Raw genomic sequence first — 15,413 nt, 5'->3', positions numbered from 1 at the left:
GCTTAGCTTTCATGCAATCCACTTGAAACCTTTCAGAAACCCGATCTGCAGATCCCGAGCGGAGGCGACCATGGGTGAGGCTCCGCTGCTGCGGTTGCGGGAGGTGTCGAAGTCCTTCGGCGCCGTCGCGGCCGTCCAGAACGTCTCCCTCGACCTGTACGGCGGTGAGGCGCACGCGCTGGTAGGCGAGAACGGCGCCGGGAAGTCCACCCTGGTGAAGCTCCTGGCCGGCGTGCATCGCCCCGACTCCGGCACGGTCGAGCTGGACGGCAATCCGGTCGAGCTCAACGGTCCCGCCGACGCGAAGGCCGCCGGGATCGCGGTGATCTACCAGGAGCCGACGCTGTTCCCCGACCTGTCCGTCGCGGAGAACATCGCAATGGGCCGCCCGCCACTGGGTCGTTTCAAAACGGTCGACCGTACGGCGATGATTCGGCAGGCCGGCGAACTCTTCAAAAGGCTCGGCGTGTCCATCGATCCGAACCGCCCCGCTCGCGGGCTGTCGATCGCCGACCAGCAACTGGTCGAGATCGCGAAGGCGCTCTCGGCGCAGGCGCGCGTCGTCGTGATGGACGAGCCGACCGCGGCGCTGACCGGTGTCGAGGTGGAGCGCCTGTTCGCGGTGGCGAGATCGCTCCGCGACGACGGGGCCGCTCTGGTGTTCATCTCGCACCGCTTCGAGGAGATCACCGCGTTGTGCGAGCGGGTCACGATCATGCGCGACGGCAAGCACGTCTCGACCGACCTGCTCAGCGAGATCAGCGTGGACGAGATGGTACGCCGGATGGTCGGCCGCGAACTCGGAGCGCTCTTCCCCAAGCAGCAGGTCGATCCAGGAGCCGTGGTGCTCAGCGTCGACGGCCTGAGCCGCGATCCGGTCTTCGCCGACGTCTCCTTCGAAGTACGGGCGGGTGAGATCGTCGCGCTCGCCGGACTGGTCGGGTCCGGTCGCTCCGAAGTCGTGCAGTCGATCTTCGGGGTCGATCCGCGCGACGCAGGCACGGTCAAGGTGCTCGGCAAGACGCTGAAGCCCGGCTCGCCGCGTCAGGCGATGGCAGCCGGCGTGGCTCTCGTCCCCGAGGATCGCCGCCAGCAAGGTCTGCTGATGGAGCTGTCGATCGAGCGCAACGTGACGTTGCCGCGGTCGAGAGCCCTTTCCCAGCTGGGTTTTCTCACTGGCAGCAGCGAGCGGCGGTCGGCCAAGGAGTGGACCGAGCGGCTGAAGACCAAGTACGCCAGGCTTTCCGACGAGGTCGGCACACTGTCCGGTGGCAACCAGCAGAAGGTCGTGCTGGCCAAATGGTTGTCCATGGCACCGAAGTTGCTGATCGTCGACGAACCGACCCGGGGCATCGACGTCGGCACCAAAGCCGAAGTGCACCGGCTGATGTCCAGCCTGGCCGCGGAAGGGGTCGCCGTCTTGATGGTGTCGTCCGAACTGCCCGAGGTGCTCGGGATGGCCGATCGCGTGCTGGTGATGCGCGAAGGCCGTCTGGTCGCCGAGCTGGACCGCGACCGGGCGACCGAGGAGTCGGTCATGTTCGCCGCCATGGGCCAGGAGGTCTCGTTGTGACCGCCGTCGACCTGCCCCGCAACCACCTCGCCACGCGCAGATCCTCGCTCGACCTCGTCCTCCGGGCCCGCGAACTCGGAATCGTGCTCGCTCTCGCGGCCCTCGTCGCGGTGACCACGATCTCCAATCCACGCTTCCTGTCCGGCCAGAGCATCCGGGACATCCTGCTCGGCACCGCCATCCTGGCCGTTCTGGCGGTCGGCCAGGCCGTCGTGGTGATCACCCGCAACATCGACCTGTCGGTCGGCTCGGTGCTCGGTCTCAGCGCGTTCACCGTCGGCACCTTGCTCCGCGACCACCCCGGCCTCCCGGTCATCGGCGCACTGTTGATCGGAGCGGCCGTCGGTGGCGTCTGCGGTGCGGTCAACGGAGTCCTGGTCCGCTACGGCAACGTCCCTGCCTTGGTCGTCACCCTCGGCACTTTGTACGTCGTCCGCGGCATCACCTACTTCTGGGCCGGCGGTCAGCAGATCAACGCCGACGAGCTGCCCGGAGGATTCCTCGACTTCGGCAACGCGACGCTGCTCGGAATCCCTTACCTGGTGTTGATCGCGCTCCTCGTCCTGGTGATCACCGGCGTCGTACTGCGCAGCTACCGCGTCGGCCGCGAGCTCTACGCGATGGGCTCGAGCCCGCAGGCCGCGAGGCTGGCCGGGATCTCGGTCGGTCGTCGGACCATCGGCGCCTTCGGCGTGAGTGGCGCGCTGGCCGGCTTGGCCGGGGTGTTGTTCGCGGCCCGGTTCGGCACGATCGACGCGGCGGCCGGCACGGGGTACGAACTGAACGTGGTCGCGGCGGTCGTCGTCGGTGGAGTGGCGGTCTTCGGCGGTAGCGGGTCGGTGTGGGGCGCGGCGCTCGGTGCGTTGCTGCTGACCACCATCGGCAGTTCGCTCGCGGTGCTGGAGATCAATCAGTTCTGGCAGCAGGCGATCGTCGGCGGCCTGATCCTGCTGGCGATCGGCGCGGACCGGCTGGTCGCGGCTCGCGTTGCCGCAACGCTCAAGAAGCGAGGCTCTCATGTCCACTGACAGGCTTGGGCGCTTCGCGAACTGGAACGTCGCGATCATCGCCGTCACCGTCGTCGTCCTGATCGTCGCCGCGGCCACCGTGGACAACTTCGGGACCGCGCAGAACTTCGGCTTCCTGATCCTCGACCTGCTGCCGATCGCGCTGGTCGCGCTGCCGATGACGCTGGTGATCGTGACCGGCGAGATCGACCTCTCGGTGGCCAGCACGCTCGGTCTTTCCAGTGCGGTGATGGGCTACCTGTGGAACCAGAACCAGCCGATCGAGACGATCATCCCGCTGTGTCTCCTGCTCGGCGCGGTGCTCGGCGCGATCAACGGATTCTTCGTCACCGTCCTCGGTCTGCCTTCGCTCGCCGTCACCATCGGCACCCTGGCGCTCTACCGCGGCCTGGCCTTCGTAGTACTAGGTGACGGCGCGGTCGCCGACTTCCCCGCGCTCTACACCGACTGGGTCACCGGGAACATCGGCGGTACGTCGATCCCGAATGTGCTGATCATCATCGTCGTACTGGCTGCCGTTTTCGGGGTGGTCCTGCATGCGACCCCGGTCGGCCGGGCCGTCTTCGCGATCGGCACCAGCGAGCAGGCTGCCCGCTTCGCAGGTGTCCGCCCCGGGCGCGTGAAGTTCTGGCTGTACGTCGTCAGCGGCCTCGTCTCCGGTCTCGCCGGAGTGCTGTGGACCCTTCGGTACTCCAGCGCCCGCGCCGACAACGGGGCCGGTCTCGAACTCGCCGTGGTCGCCGCCGTCCTGCTCGGCGGTGTCTCCATCTTCGGCGGCAAGGGCGCTCTGCCGGGCGTCATCGCCGGTGTCGTCCTGCTGGCCTCGTTGCAGAACGCACTCCGCCTCTCCGATGTCTCCAACGAGGCGCTCAACGTCGTCACCGGCGTCCTGCTGATCGTCTCCGTGCTCGCCCCGAACCTCGCAAATGCCGTCCGCAGTTCCCTGCAGCGCCGGCGCCACCGCCCCGAACCCCTGTAAAGGCCACCTGTCCAGGAAGGACAACGTCCATGACTATCCGTATCTCCCGCCCCCTGGCGGTACCGCTCGCGACGGTGGCCGTCGTCTCCCTCACGCTGACCGCGTGTGGTGGCGGCACGACCAAGTCGAGTTCGTCGGGTGACACCGGTGCTCCCGCGGCCAGTACGGCGGCGAAGGCCGACCCGAACGCGCCCCTGAAGGAAGGCCTCAAGATCGCCTACCTGCCCAAGCAGCTGAACAACCCCTACACCGACGTCGAGGTGGGCGGCGGCAAGGTCGCGGTCGGTGAGCTCAAGGGCGAGTACAAGCTGGTCGGCCCGAACGACGCCAGCGCCTCGTCGCAGGTCAGCTACATCAACACGCTGATCCAGCAGCAGCAGGACGTCATCGTGGTCGCCGCGAACGACCCGAACGCGGTCTGTCCTTCACTGAACCAGGCGCGCAAGGCCGGTATCAAGGTGGTCTCGTTCGACTCCGACGCCTCCAAGGACTGCCGCGACGCCTTCATCAACCAGGCGACCACCCAGGGCATCGGTGAGAGCCTGGTGAAGATGGCGAGCGAACTGGCCGGCGGCTCCGGTGAGATCGCCGTCCTCTCCGCGACGCCGAACGCGACGAACCAGAACTCCTGGATCCAGGTGATGAAGACCGAGCTGGCCAAGCCGGCCAACGCCAAACTGAAGCTGGTCAAGATTGCCTACGGCAACGACGACGACCAGAAGTCCTTCACCGAGGCGCAGGGTCTGCTGCAGTCCTACCCGAACCTCAAGGTGATCGTCTCGCCCACCACGGTCGGGATCGCCGCCGCCTCGCGGTACGTGAGCGCCTCGTCGTACAAGGGCAAGGTCGCGATCACCGGTCTCGGCCTGCCGAACCAGATGCGGCAGTACGTCAAGGACGGCACTGTGAAGAAGTTCGCGCTGTGGAATCCGGCAGACATCGGCTACCTCGCCGCGTACGCCGGTGCCGCGCTCAAGTCGGGCCAGATCACCGGTGCCGAGGGCGAGAAGTTCAAGGCCGGCAAGCTCGGTGAGTACACCGTCGGCGCGGCCGGCGAGATCGTGCTCGGCCCGCCGACCGAGTTCACCGCCGCCAACATCGACAAGTTCAACTTCTGACGAGGTGGCCGTGAATCGCTACTGCTTCTGCCTCCAGGTCAGGCCGGACCGGCTCGAGGAGTACGTCGAACGGCACCGCAACGTCTGGCCCGAGATGCAGGCTGCGCTGCGGGACTCCGGGTGGCACAACTACTCGCTCTTCCTCCGCGACGACGGCCTGCTGATCGGGTACGTCGAGGCCGACGATCTGGAGGCGGCGCAGAAGGCGATGGCCGCCATCGAGGTGAACACCCGGTGGCAGGCCGAGATGACCGAGTTCTTCACTGGTATCGACGGACGGCCGCCGGACGAGTCGTTCCTGCTGTTGCCCGAGATCTTCCATCTGACCCCGAGTACCGAGGACTGACTGATATGACCAGCGTGACTGATGCCCTTAGCCGTCAGGAGATCGAGCTGCCCTCCTGGGCGTTCGGGAACTCGGGGACCCGGTTCAAGGTGTTCAGCCAGCCCGGCGTGCCGCGATCGCCGGAGGAGAAGATCGCCGACGCGGCGGTGGTCCACAAGTACACCGGGGTCGCGCCGAGCGTCGCGCTGCACATCCCGTGGGACAAGGTCGACGACTACGCCGGCCTCTCGGCGTACGCGAAGGAGCAGGGCGTCCGGCTCGGTGCGATCAACAGCAACGTGTTCCAGGACGACGACTACAAGCTCGGCAGCGTGACGAACCCGGACCCACGGGTACGCCGCAAGGCCACCGACCACCTGCTCGAGTGCGTCGACATCATGGACGCCACCGGGTCGCGCGACCTGAAGCTGTGGTTCTCCGACGGGACGAACTACCCCGGCCAGGACGACCTGTGGGACCGCCAGGACCGGCTGTCCGAGGCTTTGCACGAGGTGTACGAACGGCTCGGCGACGACCAGCGGATGCTGCTGGAGTACAAGCTCTTCGAGCCGGCTTTCTACGCCACCGACGTACCGGACTGGGGTACGTCGTACGCGCACTGTCTCGAACTGGGGTCGAAGGCAACAGTCTGCATCGACACCGGGCACCACGCGCCGGGGACCAACATCGAGTTCATCGTCGCGTTCCTGCTCCGGGCCGGCAAGCTCGGCGCGTTCGACTTCAACAGCCGCTTCTACGCCGACGACGACCTGATGGTCGGGGCGGCCGACCCGTTCCAGCTGTTCCGGATCATGAACGAGATCGTCCGTGGCGACGCGCTCGACCCGGACCGCGGGATCGCCTTCATGCTCGACCAGTGTCACAACATCGAGGCGAAGATCCCGGCGATCATCCGCTCGGTGATGAACGTCCAGGAGGCGACCGCCAAGGCGCTGCTGGTCGACCGCGACGCGCTGCGCAAGGCGCAGTCCGAAGGCGACGTGCTGGCCGCGAACGCCGCGCTGATGGATGCCTTCAACACCGATGTCCGGCCGTTGCTCGCCGACCTCCGCACCGAGCAGGGGCTGGACCCCGACCCGATCGCCGCCTATCACCGCAGCGGCTACTTCGAGCAGATCAGCAAGGACCGAGCCGACGGCCAGCAGGCTGGATGGGGAGCATGAACGCACAGGACACCGCGGCCGAGCTAGTTGCCCGCAGCAACAGACTGGGTGCCGATCCGCGCAACACCAACTATGCCGGCGGCAACACGTCCGCCAAGGGGACCGCGACGGACCCGGTGACCCAGCAGCCGGTGGACCTGGTGTGGGTGAAAGGCTCCGGTGGCGACCTCGGCACCTTGACCACAGCGGGGCTCGCAGTACTACGGCAGGACCGCCTGAACGCGCTCGTCGACGTGTACCCGGGCGTGGACCGTGAGGACGAGATGGTCGCCGCGTTCGACTACTGCCTGCACGGCAAGGGCGGGGCGGCGCCGTCGATCGACACCGCCATGCACGGCCTGGTCGACGCCCCGCACGTCGACCACCTGCACCCGGACTCGGGCATCGCGCTCGCCACGGCGGCCGACGGTGAGAAGCTGACCGCGGAATGCTTCGGCGATCGGGTCGTATGGGTTCCGTGGCGCCGCCCCGGGTTCCAGCTCGGCCTGGACATCGCGCAGGTGAAGAAGGACAACCCGCAGGCGATCGGCGTGATCCTCGGCGGTCACGGCATCACCGCCTGGGGGAGTACATCGGCCGAATGCGAGGCGAACTCGCTCGAGATCATCCGGACCGCCGAGCTTTTCCTCGCACAGAACGGGAAACCCGAGCCCTTCGGGCCCGTAATACCGGGGTTCGAGGCGCTGCCGGCGGCGGAGCGTCGTGCCAGGGCCGCGGCGTTGGCGCCGGTCATCCGGGGGCTCGCCTCGACCGACAACCCGCAGGTCGGCCACTTCAACGACGCCGAGGTCGTGCTGGAGTTCACCGCTCGCGAGCGGCTCGCCGAACTGGCCGCGCTCGGCACGTCCTGCCCCGACCACTTCCTGCGAACTAAGGTCCGGCCGCTCGTCCTCGACCTGCCGCCGTCGTCCTCGATCGAGGAGGCGAGCACCCGGCTTCGAGAGCTCCACCTGCAGTACCGCGAGGACTACGCCGCGTACTACGACCGGCACGCGCAGCCGGACAGCCCGCCGATGCGGGGCGCCGATCCCGCGATCGTGCTGGTGCCAGGTGTCGGCATGTTCAGCTTCGGCAAGGACAAGCAGACCGCCCGGGTCGCCGGTGAGTTCTACGTCAACGCGATCAACGTGATGCGTGGCGCCGAGGCCGTCTCGACGTACGCGCCGATCGACGAGCGCGAGAAGTTCCGGATCGAGTACTGGGCACTCGAAGAGGCGAAGCTGCAGCGGATGCCGAAGCCGAAGCCGCTCGCGACCCGGATCGCCTTCGTCACCGGTGGCGGATCGGGGATCGGCAAGGCGATCGCCCAGCGGCTCGCGGCCGAGGGCGCCTGTGTCGTGGTCGCCGATCTGGACCTGGCCGCGGCACAAGCCGTCGCCGAGGAGATCGGCGGGACGGATCGCGCGATCGCCGTCGGTGCCGACGTCTCCGACGGTGCCGCTGTCGAGGAGGCGATGCGGACCGCCGTACTGGCGTTCGGTGGGATCGATCTCGTCGTGAACAACGCCGGGCTGTCGATCTCGAAGCCGTTGCTGGAGACAACCGAAAAGGACTGGGACCTGCAGCACGACGTGATGGCGAAGGGGTCGTTCCTGGTCTCACGCGCCGCTGCGAAGATCCTGATCGAGCAGGGCATCGGCGGCGACATCGTCTACATCTCCAGCAAGAACGCGGTCTTCGCCGGCCCGAACAACGTCGCGTACGGCGCCGCCAAGGCGGACCAGGCGCACCAGGTCCGGCTGCTCGCGGCCGAACTCGGTGAGTACGGGATCCGCGTGAACGGCGTCAATCCCGACGGTGTTGTCAGGGGATCCGGGATCTTCGCGAAGGGCTGGGGTGCGCAGCGAGCCGCGGTCTACGGCGTACCGGAGTCCGAGCTCGGCGCCTTCTACGCCAAGCGGACCCTGCTGAAGCGGGAGGTGCTGCCCGAGCACGTAGCGGCTGCCGTCTTCGCGCTGGCCGCTGGAGACCTGTCCCTCACCACCGGCCTGCACGTACCCGTCGACGCGGGTGTGGCGGCCGCCTTCCTGCGCTGAGAGGAGTCCGATGAGCCTGCTAGAGAGGGTCGAGCCGCGGAAGACCCGGATCGGCCTCGTCGCCGGTGGCCTCGGCGCGTACTGGCCGCAGTTCCCCGACCTGCTCCCGCAGTTGCAGGCCTCGGCGCGCCGGGTGTCGGAGCGGTTCTCCGAACTGGACTGCGAGGTCGTCGACGTCGGGTTCATCTCGGACGCTCAGGAAGGCGCGGTGGCGGCCGAGAAGCTGCGCATCGCCGACTGTGACCTGATCGTCGGCTTCCTGACCACGTACATGACCGCGTCGATGCTGGTCCCGGTCGCTCAGCGCAGCGGGGCGCCGGTGCTTCTGCTCAACCTCCAGCCGACCGAGTCGATGGACCACGCGTCGTTCGACACGGGCACCTGGCTCGCGTACTGCGGTGCCTGCCCGCTGCCCGAGATGGCGAACGCCTTCGAGCGCTGCGGCATCGACTTCCGTTCCGTCTCCGGGTACGTCGAGGACGAGCGCGCCTGGGACCGGATCGGCCGCTGGGTCAAGGCGGCCGGCGTACGCGCCGCTCTACGGCACGGCCGGCACGGCCTGCTCGGGCACCTGTACCCCGGGATGATGGACGTGATCACCGACCCGACCCTGGTCTCCGCGCAGCTCGGCGGGCATGTGGAGATCCTCGAGATCGACGACCTGCGGGTCCGGGTCGAGAAGGTCACCGAGGCGGAGACCACGGAGCGGATGAAGCTCGCCCGGGAGATCTTCACCCTGGACGACTCGGTGGTGGAGGACGACTTCCGCTGGGGTGCCACCGTCTCGGTCGCGCTCGACCGGCTGGTCGAGGACTTCCAGCTCGACACGCTCGCCTACTACCACCGCGGCCTCGACGGCGAGACCCACGAACGGGTCGCGGCCGGGATGATCCTCGGCGCCTCGCTGCTCACCGCCCGTGGCATCCCGGCGGCAGGAGAGTACGAGCTGCGTACGTCGCTGGCGATGCTGGTGATGGACCGCCTCGGCGGTGGCGGATCCTTCACCGAACTGCAGGCCCTGAACTTCCACGACAACGTGGTCGAGATGGGCCACGACGGCCCGGCACACCTCGCGATCAGCTCCGCCAAGCCGTTGTTGCGCGGACTAGGGGTGTACCACGGCAAGCGCGGCTGGGGCGTCTCCGTCGAGTTCGACGTCAAGCATGGTCCGGTCACCACGCTCGGCCTCGGTCAGCTCCGCGACGGCACCTTCCGGCTGATCGCGTCCGAGGGGACCGTTGTCCCCGGCCCCTTGCTGCAGATCGGCAACACCACTTCGCGGGTCGACTTCGGCTGTGATCCGGGCGAGTGGACCGACGCCTGGTCCGGCTCGGGCGTGGCCCATCACTGGGCTCTCGGCACGGGGCATCAGATCAAGAACCTGGAGGCAGCCGCCGATCTGCTGCACCTCGACCTCAAGGTCGTAGCGCCGGAGCGCCGATGACCCGCTGGCGGGTGGCGGCGGTGGACCTGGGCGCGTCGAGCGGACGCGTGATGGTCGGTCAGGTCGGACCGGATGAACTGGAGCTGACCGAGGTACACCGCTTCTGGAACGGCCCGGTGCGAGTCGGCGGCACCTTGTACTGGGACATCCTGCATCTGTACCGCGAGACGCTCGCCGGGCTCACCAAGGCGGCGGCGACCGGACCGTTGGACGGGATCGGCATCGACTCCTGGGCGGTCGACTACGGCCTACTCGATGCTAAGGGCAACCTTCTCGGCAACCCCGTGCACTACCGTGACGAGCGTACGACCGGCGTGATGGAACGCGTTCTGCAGCAGATCTCCGCGGACGACCTGTACGCCGTGACCGGGTTGCAGCAACTGCCCTTCAACACGATCTACCAACTCGCCGCCGAGCAGCGCCTCGATCAGGCCGAGACGCTCTTGATGATCCCGGACCTCCTCGGCTACTGGCTCACCGGCATCCTCGGCGCCGAGGCAACCAACGCCTCCACCACACAGCTGTACGACGTCCGCGAGCGCGACTGGAGTACTACGCTTGCCGAGCGGGTCGGGGTGCCGCGCGGGTTGTTTCCCCCGATTCGCCAACCAGGGCAGGTGATCGGCCCCCTGCTCACCGAAGTGGCCGGGGAGGCCGGTCTGGATCCGGCGACTCCGGTCATCGCGGTCGGATCGCACGACACCGCGTCCTCGGTCGTCGCGGTACCGGCCGTCGACGACCGGTTCGCCTACATCTCCTCCGGCACCTGGTCGCTGGTCGGGCTGGAGCTCGACGAACCGGTGCTGTCAACCGACGCTCAGCAGGCGAACTTCACCAATGAAGGGGGCGTCGACGGGCGGATCCGGTTCCTCCGGAACGTGATGGGGCTGTGGATCCTGCAGGAGTGCCTTCGGGAGTGGGGTTTCGGCGCCGACGAGTTGCCGCATGTCCTCGCCGAGGCAGCCGCGGCGCCGGCGTACGGAGTACTGATCGATCCGGACGATCCGTCGTTCCTTGCCCCCGGCAACATGGTGGCGCGGATCGGCGAGTACTGCGTGTGGTCCGGTCAGGAGGCACCTGCGTCACGGGGTGCGCTGGTGCGTTGTGTGCTGGAGAGTCTCGCGCTGGCGTATCGCCGGACGCTTCGGCTCGCGCAGAAGATCACTGGTCGCGAGGTCGACGTCGTCCAGGTGATCGGCGGCGGATCGCAGAACGAACTGCTGTGCCAGTTGACCGCGAATGCGTGCGGTCTCCCCGTGCTGGCCGGTCCGGTCGAGGCGTCCGCGCTGGGGAACGTGCTGGTGCAGGCACGGGCTCTCGGCGCTCCACTGCCGGACCTGACGGCGATGCGCGCGCTGGTCCGCGCGACCCACGAGTTGCGGCGCTATGAACCGCAAGGCAAACCGGCCGACTGGGACGCCGCCGAGTCCCGGGTGTTCGGAGGATCATCATGACCGTTCTGCAGCACGACACACGCCCCCGCGTGCACCGGGAGATCAGCCACGACGACCTGCAGTTGCTCCGGCTGCTGGCCACAGGTCTACCGGTCGACTCGGTCGCCCGCCGCCTCGACCTGTCCGAGCGCACGGTCCGCCGCCGTACCCGAGCCGCCTGCGATCGGCTCGGCTTCGGCACAGCCGTAGAAGCCATCGTCTGGGCAGCCCGCCGCGGCCTGCTCTGAATCACCCCTGCCTGCTTCAACCCCCGCACCACCCGCTCCGCCTGCAGAATCCGCCCGTCTGTGAGGAGTCCGCCCGATGTCACTGCGTTCCCGTCTCACCTGCCTACTGGCAGCCGCCCTCCTGCTCACGCCTTTGCTGCCCGCCACTGCCGCACCACCGCGACCGCTGGCCGGTCCCAAGGTGTCGAACCTGAAAACCAACAGCCTCACCAACCCGCTCGGCGTCGCGGCCGCCACTCCGCGCCTGACCTGGCAGCTGGACGGCGTCCGTCGTGGCACCACCCAGACCCGCTACGAGATCCATGTCGCCTCGACCGCGGGCAAGACCGGTCGGCCCGACATCTGGAACAGCGGAGTCGTCGCATCGGACCGCTCCGTCGACGTCCAGTACGGCGGACCCGCGCTCACGCCGTACAAGGCCTACTACTGGACCGTTCGCGTCTGGGACGACGTCGGTAACGCGTCCGCCTGGGCGCCGGTCGCGACCTTCGAGACCGGTGCGTTGCAGCCGTCGGACTGGCGTGGCGACTGGATCGGTGCGGACAGCGAGCCCGGCCCGGAGTGGACCGACTACACGGTCGACACCGATCTCACGCTGACCAAGGAGGCGATCGGCGTCTTCTTCCGCGCGCGCGGCGGAGCGGCGTACATGTGGCAGCTCAACCAGCTGACCGATGATCGGCCGCTGCTGCGGCCGCACGTCCGAAGCTCGAGCGGCGCCTACACGGTGCTCGCCGACATCCCGTTGACCGTCAACCTCAAGCAGCAGCACCACCTGCGCATCACCGTCGCCGGGCAGACCATCACGACCTGGATCGACGGCTCCCAGGTCGACCAGCGGCAACGCTCCGACCAGAACCAGCCCGGCCTTATCGGGTTCCGGACCAATGGGGCCGAGGAAGGGATCGTCCGCAATCTCAAGGTGACGAGTGCGGCCGGTCAGGTGCTGGTCGACACCGCGTTCCCGGCCGGCGACCAGACCTTCCCCGAGGGCACGGTGCTGCCGGGTGGCCTGCAGGTCAAGGGAAACACCGACCTGATGTTGCCGGGCAAGGCGATCCCGGTCTTCCGCAAGGCGATCTCGTTGCCGACAGCAAAGAGAATTGTGAGCGCCCGGATGTACGCGGCCGCGCAGGGTGTCTACGAGTTGAGCCTGAACGGCAGGAAGGTCGGCGATCAGGAACTGGCTCCGGGCTGGACCGATTACGCGCACCGGATCCAGACGGAGGCGTACGACGTGACCAAGCTGGTGCGGCCGGGATCGAACGCCCTCGGCGCCGAGGTCGCGAACGGCTGGTTCGCGGGCAACCTGGCGATGTTCGGACCCAACAAGTACGGCAGCCAGACCGCCTTCACCGCGCAGCTCCGGGTCACCTACGACGACGGAACGGCAAACGTTTTCGCCACCGACTCGACCTGGCAGACCGCGCCGGGCGCAGTGCAGACGGCTGATCTGCTCAACGGGGAGACCTACGACGCACGCCGTACGCCGTCGGCCTGGTCGCCCGTGCTGGTCCGGCCGAGCGCCACGGAAAAGCTGATTCCGCAAACCGATCAGCCGGTCCGAGTGACCCAGCAGCTGGCGGCCGAGGCGATCCCGTCGCCGACGCCGGGCGTCTACCTCTACGACCTCGGCCAGAACATGGTCGGCGTCTCACGACTCACCCTGACCGGCACACCAGGCCAGACGGTGAAGATCCGGTACGGCGAAGTGCTGAACCCCGACGGCACCCTCTACACCGACAATCTCCGCTCAGCAAAGGCGACCGACCGCTACACCTTCGCGACCAGCGAACCGGAGACCTATCGGCCGCGCTTCACGTTCCACGGCTTCCGGTACATCGAGCTGAGCGGGCTCGCCACGGCACCTCCCGCCTCCGCGATCACCGGCCTCGTGATGGGGACGGACGCCGCCCGGACCACGACCTTCAGCACCAACTCGGCCCTGGTCAACAAGCTGCACAGCAACATCGTCTGGGGGCAGCGCGGCAACTTCCTCTCGATCCCGACCGACACCCCGGCCCGCGACGAGCGGATGGGCTGGACCGGCGACATCAACGTGTTCGCCCGGACGGCCGTCTACAACCTGGACTCGCAGGCCTTCCTGACCAAGTGGCTGCAGGACCTCCGCGACTCCCAGAACGCGGCCGGGGCCTACGCGAGTGTCGCGCCGACCGTCCCGAACTCGTTCGACGGCGGTCTCGGCAACGCGGGCTGGGCAGACGCCGGTGTGAACGTGCCGTGGACCCTGTGGCAGGCGTACGGCGACACCTCGGTGATCCGCCAGCACTACGACTCGATGCGCCGGTACGTCGACTACCTCGCCGCCACCTCCAACGGCTTCATCCGCGGCGGCGGCGACTACGGCGACTGGCTCAACCTGGACGACCCGACCCCCGGCGACCTGATCGGTACGTCGTTCGTCGCCAAGGGGGCCCGCCAGCTCAGTCAGATGGCAGCCACGATCGGCAACACCGCGGACGCGGCGAAGTACCAAAAGCTGTACGACGACGTACGGAATACGTTTGTGGCCCGGTTCGTCGCGGCCGACGGCAAGGTGGGTTCGGACAGCCAGACGGGGTACATCCTCGCCTTCACCAGCGACCTGATCCCGGCCGACCGGGTCGCAGCAGCCGGCCAGTACTTCGCCAACACGATCCTGCGCCGCGACACCCACCTGTCGACCGGGTTCCTCGGCGTGGACGGCCTGCTCCCGGTGCTGACCAAGATCGGTCGCTCCGACCTGGCGTACCAGTTGCTGCAGAACACCTCGTACCCGTCCTGGGGCTACGAGATCGGCAAGGGCGCGACCACGATCTGGGAGCGCTGGAACTCGATCAACCCGGACGGGACCTTCAACGACGTCGGTATGAACTCCTTCAACCACTACGCGTACGGTGCGGTCGGCGAATGGATGTACCGGACGCTGGCCGGCGTCTCGGCGGCCGAACCGGGTTACCACAAGGCGCTGATCGCACCGGTGCCCGGCAACGGGATCACCACGGCCGACTTCAGCTTGCAAACGCCGTACGGCAAGGTGGGCAGCAAGTGGCAGAAGACCGCGGACGACGGGCTGACGCTCGAGGTGACCGTTCCGGGCAATACCACGGCCACCGTGCGAATCCCTGCCTTGAACCCAAGCCTCGTCACCGAGAGCGGCAAAGCGCTGAGCCAGGCCGACCACGTCACTGGCGTCGTCGACGAAGGATCCACCGTCGCGATGACCGTTGCCTCGGGCACCTATCGTTTCGTGGTCGCGCCGCCGCCTATCGCACTCACGTCGGCCGCGGCGGCCCCGATCTCCGGGGAGCCCGGAACCACGACCACCGTGGCGGCCGTCGTACGCAACCGGTCAACCGCTCCGATCACCGGCCGGCTCGAAGTCGGTACGCCGACCGGCTGGGCGGCTCCGGCGCCGTCGGAGTCGGTCACCCTGGCGGCGGGCGCCGAGCAAACCCTGAGCGTCCCGATCGCCACGCCGTACGCCGGAAACGCGGCTCCGGTGGATCTCACGGCCCGCTTCGTCGATTCACGCGGCGAGCTGGCCTCGGTGCGGGTGCCCTTCACGGTGACGCAGTCGCTGACTCCTGCTGATGCGATCGACTACGTCGACCTCGGCGAGACCGGCTCGGAATCAGCGCACGCCCTGACGGCCGCGCCGTCATCGGGGACGAGCGAGGAGGCCGGCCGGACCAGACGCTACGCCGGGATGAACGTCCCCGGCGCATGGTTCGAGTTCAACCTCGGCATCCGGCCCGGACAGCCGTTCGCCCTCCGGCTCGTGGAGACCTACGACCACGCTCAGGTGAAGGACTACGAGATCCTCGTCAACGGAACGGTCGCCCACCACCGGGTGATGAACAAGCCGGACGGCGGCCTCGCCACCTACCAGTTCGTAGTCGACGACCCGGCCCTGCTCACCGGGTCGACCGTCCGCGTCCGCATTCAACACAACGCAACAGCCTCCGGCTACGACCCATCCCTGGCCGACGCCTGGTCCCTACCGCTGCCCTGAGCTCGCTGCGTCCGAGCAACTGGGGGGCAG

11 protein-coding genes are annotated in these 15,413 nt (G+C 68.0%); all 11 read left to right on the top strand.

Annotation, left to right across the window (positions count from 1 at the left end):
- Positions 1-70 precede the first annotated feature (70 nt).
- The 11 genes from DIZ26_RS15875 to DIZ26_RS15825 all read left to right on the top strand — a co-directional run bounded on the left by DIZ26_RS15875 (position 71) and on the right by DIZ26_RS15825 (position 15,383).
- The gene (locus DIZ26_RS15875) at positions 71-1,573 is read left to right on the top strand and encodes a sugar ABC transporter ATP-binding protein (RefSeq protein WP_112241912.1); all 1,503 of its coding nucleotides are present in this window, start codon (positions 71-73) and stop codon (positions 1,571-1,573) included.
- Positions 1,570-2,601, top strand: coding sequence for an ABC transporter permease (locus DIZ26_RS15870; protein ID WP_112241910.1), 1,032 nt, complete (start codon positions 1,570-1,572; stop codon positions 2,599-2,601). The genes DIZ26_RS15875 and DIZ26_RS15870 overlap by 4 nt, the downstream gene beginning before the upstream one ends.
- Positions 2,591-3,580 carry an ABC transporter permease gene (locus DIZ26_RS15865; RefSeq protein WP_112241908.1) on the top strand — a complete coding sequence of 330 codons (990 nt, stop codon included), beginning with the start codon at positions 2,591-2,593 and terminating at the stop codon, positions 3,578-3,580. The genes DIZ26_RS15870 and DIZ26_RS15865 overlap by 11 nt, the downstream gene beginning before the upstream one ends.
- A gap of 29 nt (positions 3,581-3,609) precedes the next feature.
- A complete protein-coding gene (gene rhaS / locus DIZ26_RS15860) occupies positions 3,610-4,698 on the top strand; it encodes a rhamnose ABC transporter substrate-binding protein (protein ID WP_112241905.1) in 1,089 nt (362 codons plus the stop codon).
- A gap of 10 nt (positions 4,699-4,708) precedes the next feature.
- Positions 4,709-5,044, top strand: coding sequence for an L-rhamnose mutarotase (locus DIZ26_RS15855; protein ID WP_112241904.1), 336 nt, complete (start codon positions 4,709-4,711; stop codon positions 5,042-5,044).
- A gap of 5 nt (positions 5,045-5,049) precedes the next feature.
- Positions 5,050-6,207, top strand: a complete 1,158-nt coding sequence (rhaI, locus tag DIZ26_RS15850; RefSeq protein WP_112241902.1) for an L-rhamnose isomerase — start codon at positions 5,050-5,052, stop codon at positions 6,205-6,207.
- On the top strand, positions 6,204-8,243 hold the full coding sequence (locus DIZ26_RS15845) for a bifunctional aldolase/short-chain dehydrogenase (RefSeq protein ID WP_112241900.1): 2,040 nt from the start codon (positions 6,204-6,206) through the stop codon (positions 8,241-8,243). The genes rhaI and DIZ26_RS15845 overlap by 4 nt, the downstream gene beginning before the upstream one ends.
- A 10-nt stretch (positions 8,244-8,253) precedes the next feature.
- Positions 8,254-9,687, top strand: coding sequence for an L-fucose/L-arabinose isomerase family protein (locus tag DIZ26_RS15840; protein WP_112241898.1), 1,434 nt, complete (start codon positions 8,254-8,256; stop codon positions 9,685-9,687).
- Entirely contained in the window at positions 9,684-11,141 is a 1,458-nt protein-coding gene (locus DIZ26_RS15835; protein ID WP_112241896.1) for a rhamnulokinase, read from the top strand. The genes DIZ26_RS15840 and DIZ26_RS15835 overlap by 4 nt, the downstream gene beginning before the upstream one ends.
- Positions 11,138-11,368, top strand: a complete 231-nt coding sequence (locus tag DIZ26_RS15830; RefSeq protein WP_112241894.1) for a LuxR C-terminal-related transcriptional regulator — start codon at positions 11,138-11,140, stop codon at positions 11,366-11,368. The genes DIZ26_RS15835 and DIZ26_RS15830 overlap by 4 nt, the downstream gene beginning before the upstream one ends.
- A 76-nt stretch (positions 11,369-11,444) precedes the next feature.
- Complete coding sequence (locus tag DIZ26_RS15825) at positions 11,445-15,383, top strand: family 78 glycoside hydrolase catalytic domain (protein ID WP_112241892.1); 3,939 nt, start codon at positions 11,445-11,447, stop codon at positions 15,381-15,383.
- Positions 15,384-15,413: the final 30 nt, after the last annotated feature.

Origin of the sequence: Kribbella monticola (assembly GCF_003261635.1) — a bacterium.
Classification (GTDB): Bacteria; Actinomycetota; Actinomycetes; order Propionibacteriales; family Kribbellaceae; genus Kribbella; species Kribbella monticola.
Note: the sequence above shows the minus strand (reverse complement) of the source record. Positions and strands in the feature narration are given on the sequence as shown.

Bases quoted from the DNA above. Each gene is read 5' to 3' on its own strand.
- DIZ26_RS15835 (WP_112241896.1), top strand. From the start codon at position 9,684: ATGACCCGCTGGCGGGTGGCGGCGGTGGACCTGGGCGCGTCGAGCGGA.
- DIZ26_RS15840 (WP_112241898.1), top strand. From the start codon at position 8,254: ATGAGCCTGCTAGAGAGGGTCGAGCCGCGGAAGACCCGGATCGGCCTC.
- DIZ26_RS15825 (WP_112241892.1), top strand. From the start codon at position 11,445: ATGTCACTGCGTTCCCGTCTCACCTGCCTACTGGCAGCCGCCCTCCTG.
- DIZ26_RS15845 (WP_112241900.1), top strand. From the start codon at position 6,204: ATGAACGCACAGGACACCGCGGCCGAGCTAGTTGCCCGCAGCAACAGA.
- DIZ26_RS15875 (WP_112241912.1), top strand. From the start codon at position 71: ATGGGTGAGGCTCCGCTGCTGCGGTTGCGGGAGGTGTCGAAGTCCTTC.
- DIZ26_RS15865 (WP_112241908.1), top strand. From the start codon at position 2,591: ATGTCCACTGACAGGCTTGGGCGCTTCGCGAACTGGAACGTCGCGATC.
- DIZ26_RS15830 (WP_112241894.1), top strand. From the start codon at position 11,138: ATGACCGTTCTGCAGCACGACACACGCCCCCGCGTGCACCGGGAGATC.
- rhaI (WP_112241902.1), top strand. From the start codon at position 5,050: ATGACCAGCGTGACTGATGCCCTTAGCCGTCAGGAGATCGAGCTGCCC.
- rhaS (WP_112241905.1), top strand. From the start codon at position 3,610: ATGACTATCCGTATCTCCCGCCCCCTGGCGGTACCGCTCGCGACGGTG.